Genomic DNA, 17,555 nt, shown 5'->3' with positions numbered 1-17,555 from the left:
ACCCCGCCCCGCCGAATGCGTGCGCCCCGATGGGCTCGCTGTGCGGATCCAGGCCTCGCCGTTCGAGGGGAAGAGCTGAGAATTCCGCAACCCTCTCTCGCATCCTCGCCGGATCCAGAGGTCGCGGCCGCCGCTGAAGCCGGCGGGAGAGCGCGACAGGCCCCCTCTCCCGTGCGGGAGTGGGTCGGGGTGAGGGATGAGAAGCGTCAGAACCGAGCGCGCCAAGACCGCGCGTGAAGAACGAGCCTTTTCCTGAACGTTCTCGACCCTCACCCTGCCCCTCTCCGGATCGGGAGAGGGGACCCGCGCGCCATCCTGCCGCCGCAGCGGCGGCCGCGACCTCTGGATCCGGCGAGGATGCGAGAGAGGGTTGCGGAATTCTCAGCTCTTCCCCTCGAACGGCGAGGCCTGGATCCGCACAGCGAGCCCATCGGGGCGCACGCATTCGGCGGGGCGGGGTCTGCATCGCGGCAATCCGGTCAAACAAATGGGTCCGTGAAACCGGCGCCGGTACGCACTAGAGTCATTCTAATAAGTTTGGCGAAGCCGATGCCGCGCCACTAAATTCGGGTTCACACTCGGACCGCGCCGGGACCAACGAACCGAAATGCGGCACACAGGAAACTGGCCGGAGGTGCGGGCGTGGCGAGGGTGCTGCTGATCGAGGATGACGCGGAGACGGCAGCCGTCGTGCTCGACGACCTGCGCGGGCGCGGTCATGCGGTCACCTGGGCGGCGACCGGGCCCGACGGCGCCCGGACGGCCCGGGGCGGCACCTGGGGCGCGATCATCCTCGACCGGATGCTGCCCGGCCAGGACGGGCTCAGCGTCCTGCAGGATCTCCGCCGGGACGGGGACCGGACCCCCGCGCTGGTGCTGAGCGCGCTGGGCGACGTAGACGAGCGGATTCGCGGCCTGCGGGCGGGCGGAGACGACTACCTCGCCAAGCCCTTCGCCCTGGGGGAACTCGCCGCCCGGATCGAGGCTCTGCTCCGGCGTCCGGTGGACAGCCGCGAGACCCTGCTGCGCGTCGGCAGCCTGGAGATCGACCTGATCGCGGGGACCGGCCGGCGCGGCGCGCGCAATCTCGAATTGCTGCCGCGCGAACTTAAGCTCCTCGCCTATCTGATGCGCGCGCCCGGCCAGATCGTCACCCGGGCGATGCTGTTCGAGGAGGTCTGGAACTACCGATTCACTCCCAAGTCGAACCTGATCGACGTGCATCTCGGGCGTCTGCGCCGGAAGCTCGAGGCCTGCGGAGGACCACCCCTGATCCAGAACGTGCGTGGCCTCGGCTTCACCTTCACGCCCGATGACTGAGTTCCTGCGCTCCACCACCCTGCGCTGGGCGCTGGGGATCGCCCTCTGGTCGGTGCTGCTCGCGCTGACGATGTTTGCCTTCATCTACTGGCAGACGGCCGCCTACCTGCGCGAGGAACTGGCCGAGACGCTGCAGCTCGAAGTCCGCGCCGTCGCCGCCGATCCCGCCTCCGCGGCTTTGCGGGTCGACACCTGGACCGCCATGGACCTGCACGCCAATCACTACGGCGGCCTGTTCGGTCCCGATGGCGCGCGCCGCGCCGGCAACCTCGACGCGATCCCCGATCAACTCGCCCGCGACGGGGACGCCGATCGCGTGAGCGCCGTCGTGCAGGTCGCGGGGCGCCGGCTCGGCGACGAGATCTGGGCGGCCGCCCTGCCGCTGCCCGACGGCAGCACCGTGGTGATCGCCCACGATTCCGACGAGATCGACCGCGTGCGGGGGACGACCCTGCGGGCGCTCGGACTCGGATTGGTGCCGACGCTGGCTCTATCGGGGCTCGGCGGACTCCTGCTGGCGCGGAGGGGCCGCCGGCGGCTGGCCGCCACCGAGGCGGCTTTGGCCGAGGTGATGCGCGGCGACCTGCGCCGGCGCCTGCCGGTCGGCACCCGGGGCGACGAGTTCGACCGGCTGGCCGCGAACGTGAACCGGATGCTCGACGAGATCGAGCACCTGATGGGCGAGGTCCGCAGCGTCGGCGACGCGGTCGCCCACGATCTGCGCACGCCGTTGACCCGGCTGCGCGCCCGGCTGGAACGCAGCCGGACCCAGGCCCGGACGGTGGCGGAGTTCCACGAGACGATCGATCAGGGCCTCGCCTGGATCGACCAGACGCTCGCCATGGTCACGGCGGTGCTGCGGATCGGTGCGATGGAAGAGGGACGCCGGACCGCCTTCGCACCGGTCGATCTCGGCGAATTGGCGGCGGCGGCGGTGGACCTCTTCGAGCCGTCGGCCGAGGAGAAGGGTGTGCGCCTCACCCTCGCGGTCGCGGACGGGCTTCCCACCATCCGGGGCGACCGAGACCTGTGCTTCGAGGCCCTGTCGAACCTCCTCGACAACGCCCTGAAGTTCACGCCGCAGGGCGGGGCCGTGTCCGTGCGCCTGACCCACCTGGGCGGCGCGGTCAGCCTCGCCGTCGAGGATACGGGACCGGGCCTGCCCGCGACGGAGCGCGACAAGATCTTCCAGCGCTTCTACCGCTCGGAGGTGGCCCGCCAGACCCAGGGCAACGGCCTCGGACTGAGCTTGGTGGCCGCGATCGCCAAGCTCCACGCCGCGAGCGTGAGCGTCCACCCCGCCGCGACCGGGGGTTGTCGCTTCGACCTGATGTTTCCCGCCGCAGCGGCCACCTGAGGCGGGTCCTGGCCGAAGAGATCCGATGGAAGTTCAGCGGGCATCCGGCACCGATCGCGAGACTGTGACATCGCCATTCCCACTCTTTACGGGGCGCCAGCACCGACATGTCCGAATTTTAATCCAGTGGACATGCGACCAACACGGCCGATGAATATTATATGAACACGCGAAGAACGAGGCCGATACATAAAAAGGTCTTTGTTCAAGCGCTCAGATGGAGTTATCACAATGGCTTATCGCAAATCCATGGCTGCGGCGCTCGTGCTCACCACCATCCTCGGCGGGACCGCTTTCGCCGCGGAACAGGCTGCTCAGCAGCCCGCCGCGCAGCAGACGGCGATCGACAAGGATGTGGGCAAGCTGTCGAAGGATGGCGCACAGGCGTTCCGTGATCTTCAACTCACGCGTCTCGCCATCTTCGAGGCGGCTCCCGCTCAGGCCAAGGCTCTGATCGGCAAGACACAGGCGGCCTTCACGAAGGCCAAGACCGATGATGCCGTGTTCACCAAGGCCGAGGCCGAGCTCAAGACACCCGCCGACATGGCCGGCCACAAGGCGATGACCCCTGCCGCGACCGCCCAGCCCGCGACGACCGACGCGAAGCCGTCCAAGGAGCAGGTTGCCTGGGTTCCGGTGGACGCGCAGCTGACGCTCGGCGACGACTTCGTGGCCACCCCCGAGAAGGCCTCGGCCGTGACCGAGGCGAACAAGAACCTCGCCCACGGCGACCAGAACGGCGCGATCGAGAAGCTCAAGCTCGCCCATGTCGACGTGAACTTCACGATGGCGGTGCTGCCACTCGACAAGACCATCGCCGACGTCGATCAGGCCGCGACGCTGATCGGACAGGGCAAGTATTACGAGGCCAACGCGGTGCTGAAGACCGCCCAGGACGGGATGCGCTTCGACATGATCGACGCGGTCGCCCTGCCGCAGAAGGGCAAGGCCGCAACGGCGAACACCGCGTCGCCGATGGCGACCGGCACGGCCTCAGGCGCCAAGGCCGGCAAGTAATCGACGGCTGAGTGGTCGGGAGCAGTCCCGGCCACCCAGACTGATCGGACGGACGATATCGTCAAGACTTCGCGCCAAGCCAAATCAGTGGAGGCCAATCATGATCAAGACAACGGTGAGCGCCGCCTTGTGTACGGCCTTTCTCCTGGCCACCGTCCCCGCCATGGCGGCACCGAACGAGATGCCGCAGGGCAAGCGGGATGAGATGTCGATGAAGGATACGAAGCACACCATCGCCGCACAGCGGAAGGAGAACAAGGAGGCCGACAAGAACGTCGACAGCCTGATCAAGAACAGAAAGTGATACGTCCGGCCGGTCCGCGCCCCGGCGACACCGGCCGCTCTCATCAGGCGATCGGTGGCGCCGCAGCCGAGCCCTGCCGCTCAACCGACGCTCATTTCGCCGCGGTGATCACGGCCTCGATCAGGACATTGGGTCCCAGTTCGGCGACGCCGATGGTGGAGCGGCTCGGCAGGGTCTCGGGGCTGAACCAGGCCGTCCAGGCGGCGTTCATCTCGTCCTTGAGTGCCATGTCGGTGATGTAGAGCGTCGCCGTCAGGATCTTGCTCCGGTCGCTGCCCACTTCGGCGAGCAGCGCGTCGATCCGCGCCAGGATCTGCTCGGTCTGGCCCCGCATCGGCGCGGAGCGATCCTCCGCCACGAGGCCGCCGAAGTAGAGGACGCCACCATGCTCCACCACGCGGTGCATGATGGGCGTGCGGATATGGCGTTCGATCATCGAAACAAATCCTTGTCTGGGTCGCATCAACCGGCCGGCTGAAGCAGGGCCGAGCGGGTCTCGGGGGCGGGGCCGCCGAGGGTGAAGCGGTCCGGCGCGAACGCCGCGAGGGCGTGCGCTTCCGGTCCGTCGAGCAGCAGGCTGGCGACGACCGCACCGACGATGGGCGCGAGCGCGAAGCCGTGCCCGGAGAAGCCGAAAGCATGGACCAGCCCGTCCGCCACGGCGGATCGGCCGATCACCGGCAGTTCGTCCGGCGTGACACCCTCGATGCCGGCCCAGGCGTGGACGATCCGCGCCCCGCGCAGGGCCGGGAACAGATCGAGCGCCGTGCGGGCCGAATAGGCGAGCCGCGGGACGTCGAGGCGGATCTCTCCGGTGTCGAGGTCGGCTTGTCCCTTGTGGCCGCCGCCGATCATCACGTGGCCGCTGTCGGACTGCTTGAACGACAGGGGCCGCCCGGCCGCCCCCACCACGGGCGTCAGGAGTGGCGGCAGCGCGTCGGTGAGCAGCATCTGAAAGGCGTTGAAGCCAAGCGGGATCGACTCTCCGGCCGCACGGGCAATGCGACCGCCCCAGGCGCCCGCGGCGTTGAGCAGGCGCGGCGCGGCATGGGTCTCGCCCCCATCTGTCCGGAGGCGCCAGAGGCCGGCCCGGCGCTCCACCGAGGCAACATGGGCGCCCTCGATCACCGTGGCACCGGCGGCCATGGCGGCGCGGCCGAAGGCACGGGTCGTGCGCAAGGGCGACGCGAAGCCGTCACGGCGGGCGACGATGCCGCCGACCACGTGCGGGGCGACCGCCGGGAGCAGCCGGCGCACCGTCTCGGCATCCGCCAGCGCCTCGTGCGTCCAGCCGGCGGCACGCAGGCGCTCGACGCGCTTGGCCAGCTGCGCGAGTTCGGCCTCGGTTTCGGCCACCCGGACCTGCCCGACGGGGCGGAAGCCGCAATCGTCGCCGACGAGCTTGGCGATGTCGTGCCAGCGCTCGATCGCCTCCAGGGCGAGCGGTACCTCGGCGGGATGGCGGCCCAGGGTGCGCACGCCACCAGCGGAATAGCCCGAGGCCTGGGCGCCGACCTGCCGGGCCTCCAGCACGCGCACGCGTCGGCCGGCCCGGGCCAGATGCAGGGCAGCCGATAGCCCGTGCAGGCCGCCGCCGACGATCAGGATGTCGGGATCGGTCATGCCAGCGCGCCCGTATCCGTCTGCGGGGGAACCGCCTCCGGCATCGCGGCCACGAGGCTGGCCAGCGCCGCGAGGCTGACGGGACGCACTGGCACAACCGCACCCAGGATTGCGCGCTGCGCGAGCGCGGCCCGGTCACGCTCGGGGCCGGCGGGCTGCTCCAGCAAAGCCGCGATATCCACCGGATCGAGCCGCAGCACGGGCGCGGTCTCGGCGGGCGGGATCCCCGGCGCATCCGTGTCCAACGGCCCGGCGGCTAGGGCGCACGCGGCGATGGTCGCCTGACGCTCCGCCTCCTGCGAATCTGCTGCCCCCGCGACACGGCCGGCTACCGAGACGCCCGGCAGGCTGGTCCGGCCATCGGCATCAGCCACGACCCGGCCGTCCCGGATGGCGCAGCCGAGGGCGGCCAGCAGCAGCGGCTCGTCGGCGCAGACCAGCAGGGCGTCGAACGGCTCGGCCCAGACCTGCCCGTCGCCCTCGACCCAGAGGCGGCCGGGCTCGGCGTGCCAGGCCGTGGCCTCGGGCCGGGCGATCTGGACGGCGCCTGGCAGCGCAGCCAGGGCGGCGCGGCCAGCCGGACCGCCGCCGACGATCACGATGCGAGGTTTCGCCGTCATGCGGTCAACTCCGGGATTGCGTCCGGCCGTTCGTTCGCGAGCTCGCCCACCGTCATCGGCTTGAACGGGGCCCGCGGCCGCAGGGCCCCGACCGTTTCCATGGAGGCCCCGCGGGTCTCGGCGATCAGCCCGGCGACGACGGTGCCGCACATGCGCCCCTGGCAGGGACCCATGCCAGCCCGCAGGAAGGCCTTGACCTGGTTCGGGCCGGCGGCGCCAAGGCGGGCGGCCCCGCGGATCTGCCCGGCGGTGATTTCCTCGCAGCGGCAGACGATGGTTTCGTCGGCGGGGGTGAGGATCGCCGAGGCGGGGCGATAGAGCCGGTCGAGGAAGGGCCGGAGCGCCAGGGCGGCGCGCTGCACCTTGCGGATCCCCGCGGCGCGGGCGTCGCGGGCGACCGCATCGAACTGACCAAGCCGGTGGGCTGCGTCGATCGCAGCCAACCGCCCATCCGCGGCGGCGGCTTCCCAGCCGCCGATGCCGCCGCCATCGCCCGCCACCGCCACGGTCTGATGGCTCGTGGCGCCCCAGGGGTCGAGGCGGGGGCGCCAGCAGAGCTGCCTGTCGTCCCAGTCGTGATCGAGTCCCAGCGCCCGAGTGATGTGGGTCGATGGAATCACCCCTTCGTGCAGGAGGAGCGTGTCGCAGGCGATCGCGTGGTCGCGGCCTCCCTGGTGCCAGCGCACGGTCGAGACCCGTCCATCCCCCTCTGCCCGGAGGTCGCGGACGTTGCGCACTACGGTGAGGCCCCGCGCCCGGGTCTCGCGCATCAGGGCCACGCCCTTCGCGAGGAGCTTGCGGCCGGTCCAGAGGCCGCCCGCCCGCAGCGCGTCCCGGAGGCCACCACCGGCACCAGTCTCCAGCAGCGTCAGCCGCTCCACGCCGGCGCGCAAGAGCTGCACGGCGAGCAGCCAGCAGAGCGGCCCCTGCCCGGCGATCACCACGGATCCCTCCGGCACGGCGCCGGCCGTCTTGAGCAGGATCTGGGCGGCGCCCGCGCTCATGACGCCCGGCAGCGTCCAGCCGGGAATCGGCACGGGCCGCTCCTGGGCGCCGGTCGCCAGCAGGACGCGCCGCGCCTCGATCTCCGCGGTGGCGCCATCCGCGGCGACGGACAGCAGGCCCGCATCGGGGTCGAGGTGCCAGAGCGTGGTCCTGGGCCGGTAGGCGATCCCCTTCGTGGCGCGGAACGCGCCCGCCAGGGCGCCGCCGGCATCGAGGAACTCGCCGGCGAGCGCCGGGTCGCTGGCGGCGGCTTCCACCGCGCGGAAAACCTGTCCGCCCGGGGCGGGCTGCTCGTCCAGCACGGTGACGGAGAGCCCGAGGGACGCGGCCTCAATGGCGGCGGCCATGCCGGCCGGGCCTGCGCCGACGATGGCGAGATCGTAGCTCATGCGGCGTCCTCGATCCGCGCCGCGCGGGCGCCGAGCTGCGGCTCGATCCGCATGCCGGGGGCGACCGGCACGAGGCAGGATTGCCGGTTGGCCACGCCGTCGATCTCGGCGAGGCAGTCGAAGCAGATGCCGATCATGCAATAGGGCAAGCGCGGCGCCCCGTTGACCGGCGTCGTGCGGATCGCCGGCGTGCCCGACAGCAGGACGGCGGCAGCCGCCGAGGCGCCCTCTGGCACGCGGACGGGCTGGCCCGCGACGAAGACCTCCACCAGTTGGTCCCCGGCGGCCGGACGGGCCTCAGGCCGCCTTCTGAACATCGAACCGTCTCGCGCTGAAGGGGGACATCTCCGGCGCCAGCGCGCCAGTCGCGATCATCGGGGCGAGCAGGCTCGCATGCGCGCCGGCCAGGGTGACGCCGGAATGGCAATTGGCGATGGTGGCGCCCGGATAACGCTCGGATTCGTCGTAGATCGGCTTGCCGTCCGGCGACATCACGCGCAGCGCCGCCCAGGCCCGGACGATGTTCAGCTCGGCGATCCACGGGAAGGTCCGGACCGCCTTGTTGGCGATGGCCCGCATGATCGCGGGGGTCTGTGTCAGGGTGTCGAAGCCCATATCCTCCTTGCTGTCGCCCAGCAGCAGCGAGCCCTCCTCGGTCTGGCGGACGACATGGGTCGGCAGACCCAGCACCTGCCGGGTGCGCTCCGTGACGAGGATCTGCCCGCGCTCGGGCCGCAGGGGCGCCGACAGGCCGACCAAGGGCGCGAGGTCGGCGTTGCCGAGGCCCGAAGCTAGGACGAGCCGCGGCGCCCGGACAGTCTCGGACCCGATCGCGACGGTGAAGTCGCGTGGGGCCGCCTTGATGGCGGTGACCTTGGCGTTCGGCCGGTAGAGGCCGCCGAGATCCTGAAACGCCGCATGAAGCGCGCGCAGGAGGTGCAGCGGGCTCGCATGGCCATCGTAGGGTGTCCACGAGGCGCCCACGACCTGGGGGCCGAGGCCTGGAACCATGTCGCGCAGCTCCGCGGCCGGGATCATGCGGTACGCGTAACCGGCATTACCGGCCTCCCGGCGCAGCTGACCCATCAGCGCGTCGCGCTGGGCCATCTCGTCATCCGAGAAGCAGAAATGCAGGCCTCCCGGCTGGTGCAGCCCGACGCCGATGCCGGTCGTCGCGAGGAGGTCGGCGGCGAGTTCCGGCCAAGCCTGGGCCGAGGCGTGGGTCCAGTGCTGGTAATGCGGCGCGCCGAGCCCCTTCGACTGCACCCAGACCAGCCCGAAATTGCCCCGGCTCGCCCGGTGGGCGACGTCGCCCTCGTCGAGCATCACGGTCGACAGGCCCTGTCGCTGGAGGCCGTAGGCGATGGCCGCGCCCACGAGCCCGCCGCCGACCACGATGGCGTCGCGCGTGTCTTGTCCGGTCGCTGTCATGCGCGGCGCTCCCCGGTGAGCAGGCGGTCGATCGGGTAGAAGCGATCGAGCCCCAAGAGGACCAGGGCGGTGACGAGGATCAGCGCCGCCGAGACCGAGGCGACCAGCGGATCGGTCATCTGGTCGATGTAGTTGAACAGCTGCACCGGCAGCGGGTTGGCGGCCGGCGAAGCCAGGAACAGGCTCACCGTCAGCTCGTCGAAGCTGGTCACGAAGGCCAGGATCCAGCCGCCCGCGAGGCCCGGCGCGATCAGCGGCAGGGTCACGCGCCGGAACACCGTGAACCGGTCGGCGCCGAGGCTCTCGGCGGCGCGCTCGATGCGCGGATCGAGCCCCGACAGGCCGGCGCCGACGAGGCGCAGCATGTAGGGCGTGATCACGATGACATGAGCCGCCACGAGGCCGGCGAAGCTGCCGGACAGGCCGAAGCCGGAGAAGAAGCGCAGCAGCGCCACGCCCAGCACCACGTGCGGGATCATCAGCGGCGAGGCCAGGATCGCCACGAGGGCCCCCCGGCCGGGGAAGCGCCAGCGGGCGATCGCCAGGGCGGCCGGGACGGCGATCAGGGCGGAGATCGTCGCGGCCGTCACCCCGAGGCGCGTGCTGTACCAGAAGCTCTCCAGGAAGCGCGGGTTGTCGCCGATTGCCCGCCACCAGCGCAGCGACAGGCCGTCGAACGGCAAGGCGAGGTAGCCCTGGCCGGTGAACGAGACGGCGATCACCACGACGAGCGGCGCCAGGATGAAGGCGATGAACAGGGCGTGGAAGGCCAGCGCCAGGGGGCCGTTGCGGCTGGAGCTATCACCGCTCATGCCGGGCCTCCCTGCGCGACTTCGCCGAGGCGCCGCAGCGCCCGCTTTTCGACGAGCCGCGTCCAGAGGAGCGTGGCGAGCAGGATCGCCGCCATCAGCACGGTGGCGAGCGCCGCGCCGAGCGGCCAGTTCAGGGTGTTGAGGAACTCGTTGTAGGTCATGCTGGAGACGACCTTCAGACGCTTGCCCCCAAGCATGGCGGGCGTCGCGAAGGCCGAGGCCGAGAGGCAGAACACCATCAGCGCCCCGGCCATGACCCCCGGCATGACGTTGGGCAACACGATGCGGGTGAACACCGTGAACCGCCCCGCGCCGAGGCTGGTGGCGGCGCGCTCCAGCACCGGATCGAGCCGCCCGAGGCTCGCCCAGACGGACAGCACCACGAGCGGCACCATCACGTGGACGAGGCCGATCACCACCGCGAGTTCCGTGAACATCAGCCGGTAGGGAGCGCCCGGCAGGTGGAGGGCGGTGAGCGTCTGGTTCACGAGGCCGTTCGTGCCGAGCAGCACCATCCAGCCGAAATTGCGCACCACCACCGAGACCAGCAGCGGACCGACCACGACGAGGAGCATCGGCCCGCGCCAGCGCGGATCCATGCGGTGGATGATCCAGGCCTCCGGCACCCCGACGAGGAGGCAGATCAGGGTGGTCAGCCCGGCGATGCGGAAGGTCCGCGCCAGGGCCTCGCCGAACAGCGGATCGGTGAAGAGATCCTGGTAGTTGGCGAGCCCCCAGCCGGGCAGCACGCCCTTTTCGAAGTCGAAGCCGTGCAGGCTTAAGGCCAGCACGCCGGCGAGCGGGACCAGCAGCGCCGCGGCATACACGAGGGCGGAGGGCGCCGTGAGAAGCGCCGGGGTGAGGCGATCGAGGCGGGTCATGCCGGCTCTAGCCGCCGCAGGCTGTGGGCGTCCCAGTCCAGCGTCACGGCGGCGCCCTCATCGAGAGGCGTCGCGCCGGTGTTCTGCGCCATGACGGCGAAGGCGCCCAAGGCCGTCGCCACCGTGTAGAGCCAGTAGCCGCCGAGGAAGAGCCGGGCCTGCACGCGGCCCTCGAGTCCGGGTGGCCCCTCGGGCGCCTGCTCGCAGCGGATGCGCATGCGCTCTGGCCGGATCGTCAGAAGGATGTCGCCCTGGCGGTCGGCGAGTTCCGGCGGCAGGGAGAAGCGGTGGCCCGCCGCCTCCGCCTCGCCGGAGGCGGCCCGCGCCGGCAGCCGGTTGCTGCGGCCCAGGAAGTCGGCGACGAACGCGTCCGCCGGGATGTCGTAGGCCTGCCAGGGGGCGTCGATCTGCACGACCCGACCGCCCTGCATGATCGCCACCCGATCGCACAGGGCCATCGCCTCGGCCTGATCGTGGGTGACCAGCACCGTGGTGACGCCGATCCGGCGCTGCAATTCGCGCAGCTCGACCTGCATCTCCTCGCGCAGCTTGGCGTCGAGGTTCGAGAGTGGCTCGTCGAGGAGCAGCAGCCGCGGCTCGACCACCAGCGCCCGCGCCAGGGCGACCCGCTGCTGCTGGCCGCCCGACATGTTGCGGGGAAAGCGCTCGGCGAGGTGGCCGAGGCGGACCTGGGCCAAAGCCTCGGCGACGCGCTTGGCCCGCTCCGCCTTCGGCACGCCGCGCATCTCCAGGCCGAAAGCGACGTTCTCGGCCGCATTCATGTGCGGGAATAGCGCGTAGGACTGGAACACGAGGCCGATGCCGCGCTTGGCCGGCGGGGTCCCGGTCAGGTCGCGCCCCTCCATCAGGATGCGGCCGCGGCTCGGCGTCTCGAAGCCGGCGATCATCTGCAGCGTCGTGGTCTTGCCGCAGCCGGAGGGTCCGAGCAGGCCAAGGAACTCGCCGGGCGCGACCGTGAGGCTGACGTCGCGCACGGCGGTGACCGTGCCGTAATCCTTGCCCAGACCGTCGAGGGTGAGGAAGGCGGGCGCGGACATCAGCGCTCGACCTGCCGCTGCCACTGCCGGGTCCAGTCGGCGCGGTTGCGATTGACCACGTCCCAGTCGAGGCCGATCAGCGACCGCACCTGATCCTCGCCATAGATCACGCGGCTCGCGACCTCCGGCGGCAGCTTCGCCGTGCGGTTGGTCGGGCCCGCCCCGTACTGCGTGGCGAAAATCTCCTGGACCTTCGGCGAGACGAGATAGGCGAGGAACTTGTCGGCCAGCGCCGGCTCCGGGCTGCCGGTGATCGCGCAGCCCGCCGTCATCAGGACGACGGCCCCCTCTTTCGGCCGGGCGATGGCCAGCGGAAAGCCCGCCTGCTGCATGGCGGCGACCCGGGACGAGCCCCAAACGGCGAGCCAGATCTCGCCCGACTGGAACATCTCGCTCATCTTGCCGGGCGAGCTTTCGTAGGCCAGCACGTTCGGGTTGATCTGCTGACGCATGACCTTCAGCCCGGGCGCGATGTCGCCGTCGCCGCCGCCGTGGATGCGGGCCATCATCGCCAGGGTGTGAACGCCGTAGGTGTTGTCGATACCGGGGATCGCGATCCGCTGCCGGTACTCCGGCCGGGCCAGATCCATCCAGGAGGTCGGCGCCGGGAAGCCGCGCTCTGCGAACAACTTCGTGTTGTAGGCGATACCGGTGTAGCCGAAGCCGGTGCCGACGGCGTGGTCGTCACCCAGGACCGCGATCGGGTAGACCGCGTCCCGCACCGCATCGGGCAGGTTCCGGCACAGGCCGAGCGATACCGCCTGGACCATCGGCCCGTCGTCCAGCACCGCGACGCCGACCGTCTGATTGCCGCGCTGCGCCTGCATCCGGGCGAGGTTGTCGGAGGAATTGCCGGTCAGATAGTCGATCCGGACGCCGTTCTCGCGCTCGAACGTCGGAATGACGCTCGTGCGCATGATCTGCTCGTAGCTGCCGCCGTAGCCCGCGACGGTGAAGCGCTGCTCAGACAAGGCCGGAGCCTGCACTGCAACCAGCGCGACGGTCGCCGCTGCGAAAAGCCCCAGTAACGACCGCATTATCGCTTGCCTCCGTGAGCAATCGGAAAGCCGTTCTTGCGTGCTGAACAGGCAAGACGCTTGTCCGATAAGCATATCCCGCGCCTATTGGCTCGCGAATGCTGTGTAACGTGCGCAGTCTTGACGGGAGACGCAAATTCATAATTTTTGCGGTTCCATTCCTTTTGGTCGCCAATCAGGGGGTCCGGATGACGCCGAGCCGGCTTCGGCAGCTGGAAGCATTCCGGGCCGTGATGCAGAGCGGCTCGGTCAGCCGGGCAGCGCAGCGAATGCTGCTCACGCAGCCCGCGGTCACGAAGCTGCTGCGCAGCCTGGAGGACGAGACCGGGCTGCCGCTGTTCGACCGGTCGCGGCGGCATCTGCAGCCGACGCCGGAGGCCGTGAAGCTGGAAGGCGCGGTCGCGACCCTGTTCGCGGCGGCGGACAGCCTGGATCGCGTCATCGACGACATGCGCGGTGTCGGCAGCGGCGAGTTGCGCGTCGCGGCCATGCCGCTGATGGGCCTGTCGCTCATCCCGCGGTTGCTGGCACGCTTCGCCATGGAGGTGCAGCCGGTGCGGATCTCGCACGTGGTGGCCAGCTCACGGGAGGTCCACGATCTGGTGCAGGCCGGCAATGCCGATCTCGGCTTCGCCCTGCCGGTCGGCCGCAGCGCCCTCGTCGCCGCGCCGCCGATCGAATTGCCCGGGCTGGTGGTGCTGCCGCCCGGCCATCGTTTGGCGCGGCACAGGTCCGTCCCGCTCTCCGAACTCCAAGACGAACCCTACATCTCGCTCGGTCGGCAGTACCGCCTGCGCGATCAGGTCGACGAGCTCTTCACCGTCAACGGCGTGACGCCACGCCTCGTCGCGGAGACGCAGAACGCGGCAGCGGCCTGCGCGATGGTCGCGGCGGGGCTCGGCTTCGCCATCGCGGAGGCCGTGACCGTGAGCGGCCTCAAGGGGCAGGTCATCGTGCGCCGCCTGCAGCCGACGGTGACGTTCGCGATCACCATTCTGGGGAGCCCGGGGCGTCCGCTCTCGAGCGCCGCCCTGGCGTTCCTCAAGCTGGTCCGCAACGAAGTCGGCGGATGACGCGCGCTCCGCTGCGGCCGCGCTTCGAGCGCGACGGGCCGGCGACCCGGGCCGGCGCCGGAGCGCCGGCCCACGCGCTCACCACCCGTAGTGCCAAGCGGCCCGGTGCCAACCGCCATGATGGTGCCAGCCCCAGGGGCGATGCCAGCCGGCGTGGCGCCAACCCCAGTGACGCCGGTAGCCCCAGGGGCGGTGCCAGCCATAGACCACCGGCCGGGCGTAATAGACCGGGCGGTAGGCGTAGGGTCGCCAGTTGGGCTTGCACCAGCCATAATAGCCCCGGTGGAACCCGGGACCGCAGCCCTGTGCGGCCTCAGCCGTCCCCACGGATGCGGTGAGGGTGCCGAGCGCGAGGAGTGCCGCGCCTGCAAGTTTCATTCGCATTGTTGCCTCCTTTCGAACGCGAGGTCTTCGAAGCCGGCCTCGATCCAAGACGATCCCGACTTGGCATGGTCGGATTCCCGAGCCTCGCCAGGAACCGGCATGAAACAGCCATGCCCAGGAAAGCGTTTCTTCACAAAAAGGTGCGTGCGTTGAAGCACAGGGGCGATGCCGGCATCCCCAAGGACAGACCCACGACCTGACCGACTGCACGCCTCGACTTTGAACAACGCGCGCTTTGCGACCTGGAGGGCGGACAGGATCGGTCAGCAGTGCCGATGGCGGGCATGGGCAGATCGATCCAGGCCATGCCGCTTCGACACGGACCGCAGAGCTGCCGCTGAGGCCCCCACGAAGCGCCGTCCAGAATCCAATACGCGGCGAACGGCCCGCCGATACCAGTATTATCCTGCGGCCAGACCTGCGACAGCGGCGGACTGTTTGCCCACCTGTTGAACACGCGTGATCACGGTAAAAGCAATGATCGATCCGTAATCCCCCGAAGCGCGGGTCCACCTTCGCCCGCCCGGTTCGCCGGTGCGGGCATTTTCATGCGCGCATGCCAGCGGGTCCGGGCCGTCCCGGCAACGCATCAGTAGGCAGGGACGACCCGATTTTCCGGCAGCGGCGCGCGCATGGTGAAGCGCAGACCGGTGGGCTGATAATCGAAGGCCAGATCGGCTTCGCACTGCACCTTCAGCACGCGCTGAAGCAGGGTCGACCCGAACCCCTTCCGGGTCGGCGGCTTCGTCAACGGGCCGCCGGTTTCCGTCCAGTCGAGGCACAGGACCTGGCGATCGGCCTCCGCCTCGACCGACCACGTGATCCGGATCCGCCCCTCGGGAACGGACAGCGCCCCGTGCTTGGCCGCATTCGTGGTCAACTCGTGGATCGCCATCCCGGTCGGGACCGCGAGATCGCCGATCAGATCGACCCGCGGGCCATCCAAGACGATGCGGGATCCCTCACTGTCGTTGTAGGGACCCAGCTCGTTCATCAGCATGTCGCGCAGCGGGGCCTGCTGCCAATAATCCTCGGTCAGCAGATTGTGCGTCTTCGCGAGCGAGATCACCCGCGCCGAGAACGCGGTGTAGAACGCCTCGACGCTGGTCGCCGAGCGGGACGAGGCTCCCAGCAGGGCCTGGACCGTCGCAAGCGTGTTCTTCACGCGGTGATGCAGTTCACGGATCAGGAGCGTCTGCCGTTCCGCCGTCCGCTCGCGCTCCTCCAGGTAGGCACGCGCCTCGAGTTGCCGACGCCGCGCGCGATAGGCGGAGCGCGCCGCCATCACCAATGTCGCCGGATGGAACGGCCGCTCCAGCACGCTGACATTGCCCAGGAGGTCCGTGAGCTGGACTTTGGGTTCAGCGCCCCGCTGGGTCAGCAGGATGAACGGAAAGTCCGACCACGGCGGCTGGGCAGCGATCCACGCGGCCAAGATCTGACGATTGGAGGACAGCAACGCTTCCTCGGTGATGACGGCGCAGGCCGCCGTATCGAGCCCGTCCATCACCTCCGCGAGGTCGGCGCAGATGCGCGACGCGATCCGCTCCTCACCCAGGATGGTCGCCGCCACACGCGCGTCGCGCCCCGTCGGAGCGAAGACGAGGACCGGCGGTTCGGCGTCGGTCATCAGGCGTCGCGCGTCTGCAACAGCGAAGACCGCTCACTTTCGTATGTCGGGACGCCGGTCATGACCCCTCGGAACAGGCTCAGAGGCTCGCCAACGCAGATCCCCCGGGAGTCGATCCGGAACTCGCGGATCGTGTCCTCATGGCTACCGGTGCGCTTTTTCACCACCGAGATGGCGCGGCGCAGACGCCCTTCGGCCTCGAACGCACGGAACAGCAGGACGGTGTCGCTGAGATAGGTGAGATCGACGCTCGCGCTCATCGTACCGATCATACCGTGCTGAGCCAGGATCAAGAGCGTCAGCACGCCTTGCTGGTTCAGGTAGGTCAGCAACTCGTGCATCTGCAGGAGCAGGTAATTCTCCTCCGGCATGGCGTTGTGATAGCCGGTGAGGGAGTCGATCACCACCATGGTGACGCCGCGGTGCTCGACCGCGTTCTGAACCATGTCGGAGAGTTCGCCCGGTGACACTTCCGCCGGATCGATCTGCTCGACGTGAAGGGCGCCGGACGCGATCGCGTCATCGATCGGCATCGACAGGCCACCGGCCCGCCGCCGAAGCACGCCCGTCGTCTCGTCGAAGCTGAGCATCAGCACCTTCTCGCCACGGGCGATCGCCGCGGTGACGCTCGTGAGGGCCACCGTCGACTTGCCGACGCCGGACGGGCCGATCAGCATCGTGCTGGTCCCGCGATCGATGCCGCCCCCGAGCAGCTGGTCGAGCTCGGCGTTGCCCGTGCTGCAGCGGTCATCCGAAAACGTCGCGCAATGCTCGGCCGCTACCAGCCGCGGGAACACCGTCAAACCGCCACGCCGAATGACGTAATCATGGTACCCGCCACGGAACGGCGTGCCGCGCATCTTGATCACGCGCAGCCGCCGCCGCTCGCCGCCATAGAGCGGCGCGAGCTGTTCGAGCCGGATCACGGCATGGCTCAGAGAATGCAAATTCAGATCGTCCGCCTCGGCGGTGAGATCGTCGAGGAGCAGCGCGGTGATGTTCTGGATGAGCAGGAAGCTGCGCAGCGCGTAGACCTGCCGGCGGTAGCGCAGCGAGCCCTGCGAGAGCAGCCGGATCTCGGACAGGCTGTCGAACACGAGGCGCTGCGGCTTTTCGCGTTCGATCTCCGCGATCGCCATCCGGACGGTCTCGCCGAGTTCGAGATCGGACGTATGGACGAGAGTCTGCTGCTGGCTCGGATCGAGGCTGAGTTCCGGTGCGACGAGTTCACAGATCGTGATGCCGTCGAGCGACCAACCATGGCGCTCCGCGACGTTCGTAAGCTCGCGCCGGCTCTCCGAGAGCGTGATGTACAGGCACCGCTCACCGCGCCGCGCGCCATCGAGCAGGAACTGCATCGCCAGCGTCGTCTTGCCGGATCCAGGCCGCCCCTCGATGAGATGCGAGCGGTGCGACGCGTAGCCGCCATCCAGGATATGGTCGAGACCGACCAATCCGGTGGAAACCGCCGCTGCATCGTGTTCGGGCACTGGCGCTCCAGACTGTGCGCCGTCGTCGGTCGACGGCGTCCGCTCCTACACGAATTCGCGGTGGGCACGAAACGCTTCCAGGCCGGCCCGGGGCCATCGCTCGGCGATGAACCGTCGGCCGGCA

General features: G+C 69.9%; 18 protein-coding genes. 5 read left to right on the top strand and 13 right to left on the bottom strand.

Features of this window, described 5'->3' with window-relative positions; translation table 11 throughout:
- Window positions 1-642: 642 nt before the first annotated feature.
- The 4 genes from MKK84_RS33180 to MKK84_RS33165 all read left to right on the top strand — a co-directional run bounded on the left by MKK84_RS33180 (window position 643) and on the right by MKK84_RS33165 (window position 3,998).
- Window positions 643-1,320: a response regulator transcription factor gene (locus MKK84_RS33180; protein ID WP_243926966.1), complete on the top strand. Its 678-nt coding sequence runs from the start codon at window positions 643-645 to the stop codon at window positions 1,318-1,320.
- Complete coding sequence (locus MKK84_RS33175) at window positions 1,313-2,677, top strand: ATP-binding protein (protein WP_243926965.1); 1,365 nt, start codon at window positions 1,313-1,315, stop codon at window positions 2,675-2,677. The genes MKK84_RS33180 and MKK84_RS33175 overlap by 8 nt, the downstream gene beginning before the upstream one ends.
- A gap of 231 nt (window positions 2,678-2,908) precedes the next feature.
- On the top strand, window positions 2,909-3,694 hold the full coding sequence (locus MKK84_RS33170; protein WP_243926963.1) for a YfdX family protein: 786 nt from the start codon (window positions 2,909-2,911) through the stop codon (window positions 3,692-3,694).
- Between the two features lie 100 nt (window positions 3,695-3,794).
- Window positions 3,795-3,998 carry a hypothetical protein gene (locus MKK84_RS33165; protein WP_243926961.1) on the top strand — a complete coding sequence of 68 codons (204 nt, stop codon included), beginning with the start codon at window positions 3,795-3,797 and terminating at the stop codon, window positions 3,996-3,998.
- Window positions 3,999-4,089: 91 nt separating this feature from the next.
- Here the strand turns inward: MKK84_RS33165 and MKK84_RS33160 are convergent, their stop codons facing one another.
- Genes MKK84_RS33160 through MKK84_RS33115 form a run of 10 tightly spaced genes read right to left on the bottom strand, consistent with a single transcriptional unit; the run spans window position 4,090 to window position 12,854 of the window.
- Window positions 4,090-4,434, bottom strand: coding sequence for a RidA family protein (locus tag MKK84_RS33160; protein ID WP_243926958.1), 345 nt, complete (start codon window positions 4,432-4,434; stop codon window positions 4,090-4,092).
- 26 nt (window positions 4,435-4,460) lie between these two features.
- A complete protein-coding gene (locus MKK84_RS33155) occupies window positions 4,461-5,621 on the bottom strand; it encodes an NAD(P)/FAD-dependent oxidoreductase (RefSeq protein WP_243926956.1) in 1,161 nt (386 codons plus the stop codon).
- On the bottom strand, window positions 5,618-6,241 hold the full coding sequence (locus MKK84_RS33150) for a hypothetical protein (RefSeq protein WP_243926954.1): 624 nt from the start codon (window positions 6,239-6,241) through the stop codon (window positions 5,618-5,620). Before MKK84_RS33150 ends, MKK84_RS33155 begins: the two co-directional genes overlap by 4 nt.
- Window positions 6,238-7,635 (bottom strand): NAD(P)/FAD-dependent oxidoreductase, encoded by a 1,398-nt coding sequence (locus MKK84_RS33145; protein WP_243926952.1) that lies wholly within the window; start codon window positions 7,633-7,635, stop codon window positions 6,238-6,240. The genes MKK84_RS33150 and MKK84_RS33145 overlap by 4 nt, the downstream gene beginning before the upstream one ends.
- A complete protein-coding gene (locus MKK84_RS33140; RefSeq protein ID WP_243926950.1) occupies window positions 7,632-7,952 on the bottom strand; it encodes a (2Fe-2S)-binding protein in 321 nt (106 codons plus the stop codon). Before MKK84_RS33140 ends, MKK84_RS33145 begins: the two co-directional genes overlap by 4 nt.
- Entirely contained in the window at window positions 7,933-9,066 is a 1,134-nt protein-coding gene (locus MKK84_RS33135) for an NAD(P)/FAD-dependent oxidoreductase (protein ID WP_243926948.1), read from the bottom strand. The genes MKK84_RS33140 and MKK84_RS33135 overlap by 20 nt, the downstream gene beginning before the upstream one ends.
- On the bottom strand, window positions 9,063-9,878 hold the full coding sequence (locus MKK84_RS33130) for an ABC transporter permease (RefSeq protein WP_243926946.1): 816 nt from the start codon (window positions 9,876-9,878) through the stop codon (window positions 9,063-9,065). The genes MKK84_RS33135 and MKK84_RS33130 overlap by 4 nt, the downstream gene beginning before the upstream one ends.
- Complete coding sequence (locus tag MKK84_RS33125) at window positions 9,875-10,759, bottom strand: ABC transporter permease (protein WP_243926945.1); 885 nt, start codon at window positions 10,757-10,759, stop codon at window positions 9,875-9,877. The genes MKK84_RS33130 and MKK84_RS33125 overlap by 4 nt, the downstream gene beginning before the upstream one ends.
- Window positions 10,756-11,817: an ABC transporter ATP-binding protein gene (locus MKK84_RS33120; RefSeq protein ID WP_243926942.1), complete on the bottom strand. Its 1,062-nt coding sequence runs from the start codon at window positions 11,815-11,817 to the stop codon at window positions 10,756-10,758. Before MKK84_RS33120 ends, MKK84_RS33125 begins: the two co-directional genes overlap by 4 nt.
- Window positions 11,817-12,854 carry an ABC transporter substrate-binding protein gene (locus tag MKK84_RS33115; protein WP_243926940.1) on the bottom strand — a complete coding sequence of 346 codons (1,038 nt, stop codon included), beginning with the start codon at window positions 12,852-12,854 and terminating at the stop codon, window positions 11,817-11,819. The genes MKK84_RS33120 and MKK84_RS33115 overlap by 1 nt, the downstream gene beginning before the upstream one ends.
- A gap of 188 nt (window positions 12,855-13,042) precedes the next feature.
- On the opposite strand from MKK84_RS33115, the gene MKK84_RS33110 reads away from it, so the two are divergent.
- Window positions 13,043-13,927 carry a LysR family transcriptional regulator gene (locus tag MKK84_RS33110; RefSeq protein ID WP_243926938.1) on the top strand — a complete coding sequence of 295 codons (885 nt, stop codon included), beginning with the start codon at window positions 13,043-13,045 and terminating at the stop codon, window positions 13,925-13,927.
- Between the two features lie 78 nt (window positions 13,928-14,005).
- Here the strand turns inward: MKK84_RS33110 and MKK84_RS33105 are convergent, their stop codons facing one another.
- The 3 genes from MKK84_RS33105 to MKK84_RS33095 form a co-directional block, all read right to left on the bottom strand.
- Window positions 14,006-14,311, bottom strand: a complete 306-nt coding sequence (locus tag MKK84_RS33105; protein WP_313899389.1) for a GCG_CRPN prefix-to-repeats domain-containing protein — start codon at window positions 14,309-14,311, stop codon at window positions 14,006-14,008.
- 589 nt (window positions 14,312-14,900) lie between these two features.
- Window positions 14,901-15,941: a sensor histidine kinase gene (locus tag MKK84_RS33100; RefSeq protein ID WP_243926936.1), complete on the bottom strand. Its 1,041-nt coding sequence runs from the start codon at window positions 15,939-15,941 to the stop codon at window positions 14,901-14,903.
- A complete protein-coding gene (locus tag MKK84_RS33095) occupies window positions 15,941-17,431 on the bottom strand; it encodes an ATPase domain-containing protein (protein ID WP_243926934.1) in 1,491 nt (496 codons plus the stop codon). Before MKK84_RS33095 ends, MKK84_RS33100 begins: the two co-directional genes overlap by 1 nt.
- Window positions 17,432-17,555 lie beyond the last annotated feature (124 nt).

It is taken from the genome of Methylobacterium sp. E-065 (assembly GCF_022829605.1).
In the GTDB taxonomy this organism is placed as follows: domain Bacteria; phylum Pseudomonadota; class Alphaproteobacteria; order Rhizobiales; family Beijerinckiaceae; genus Methylobacterium.
Note: the sequence above shows the minus strand (reverse complement) of the source record. Positions and strands in the feature narration are given on the sequence as shown.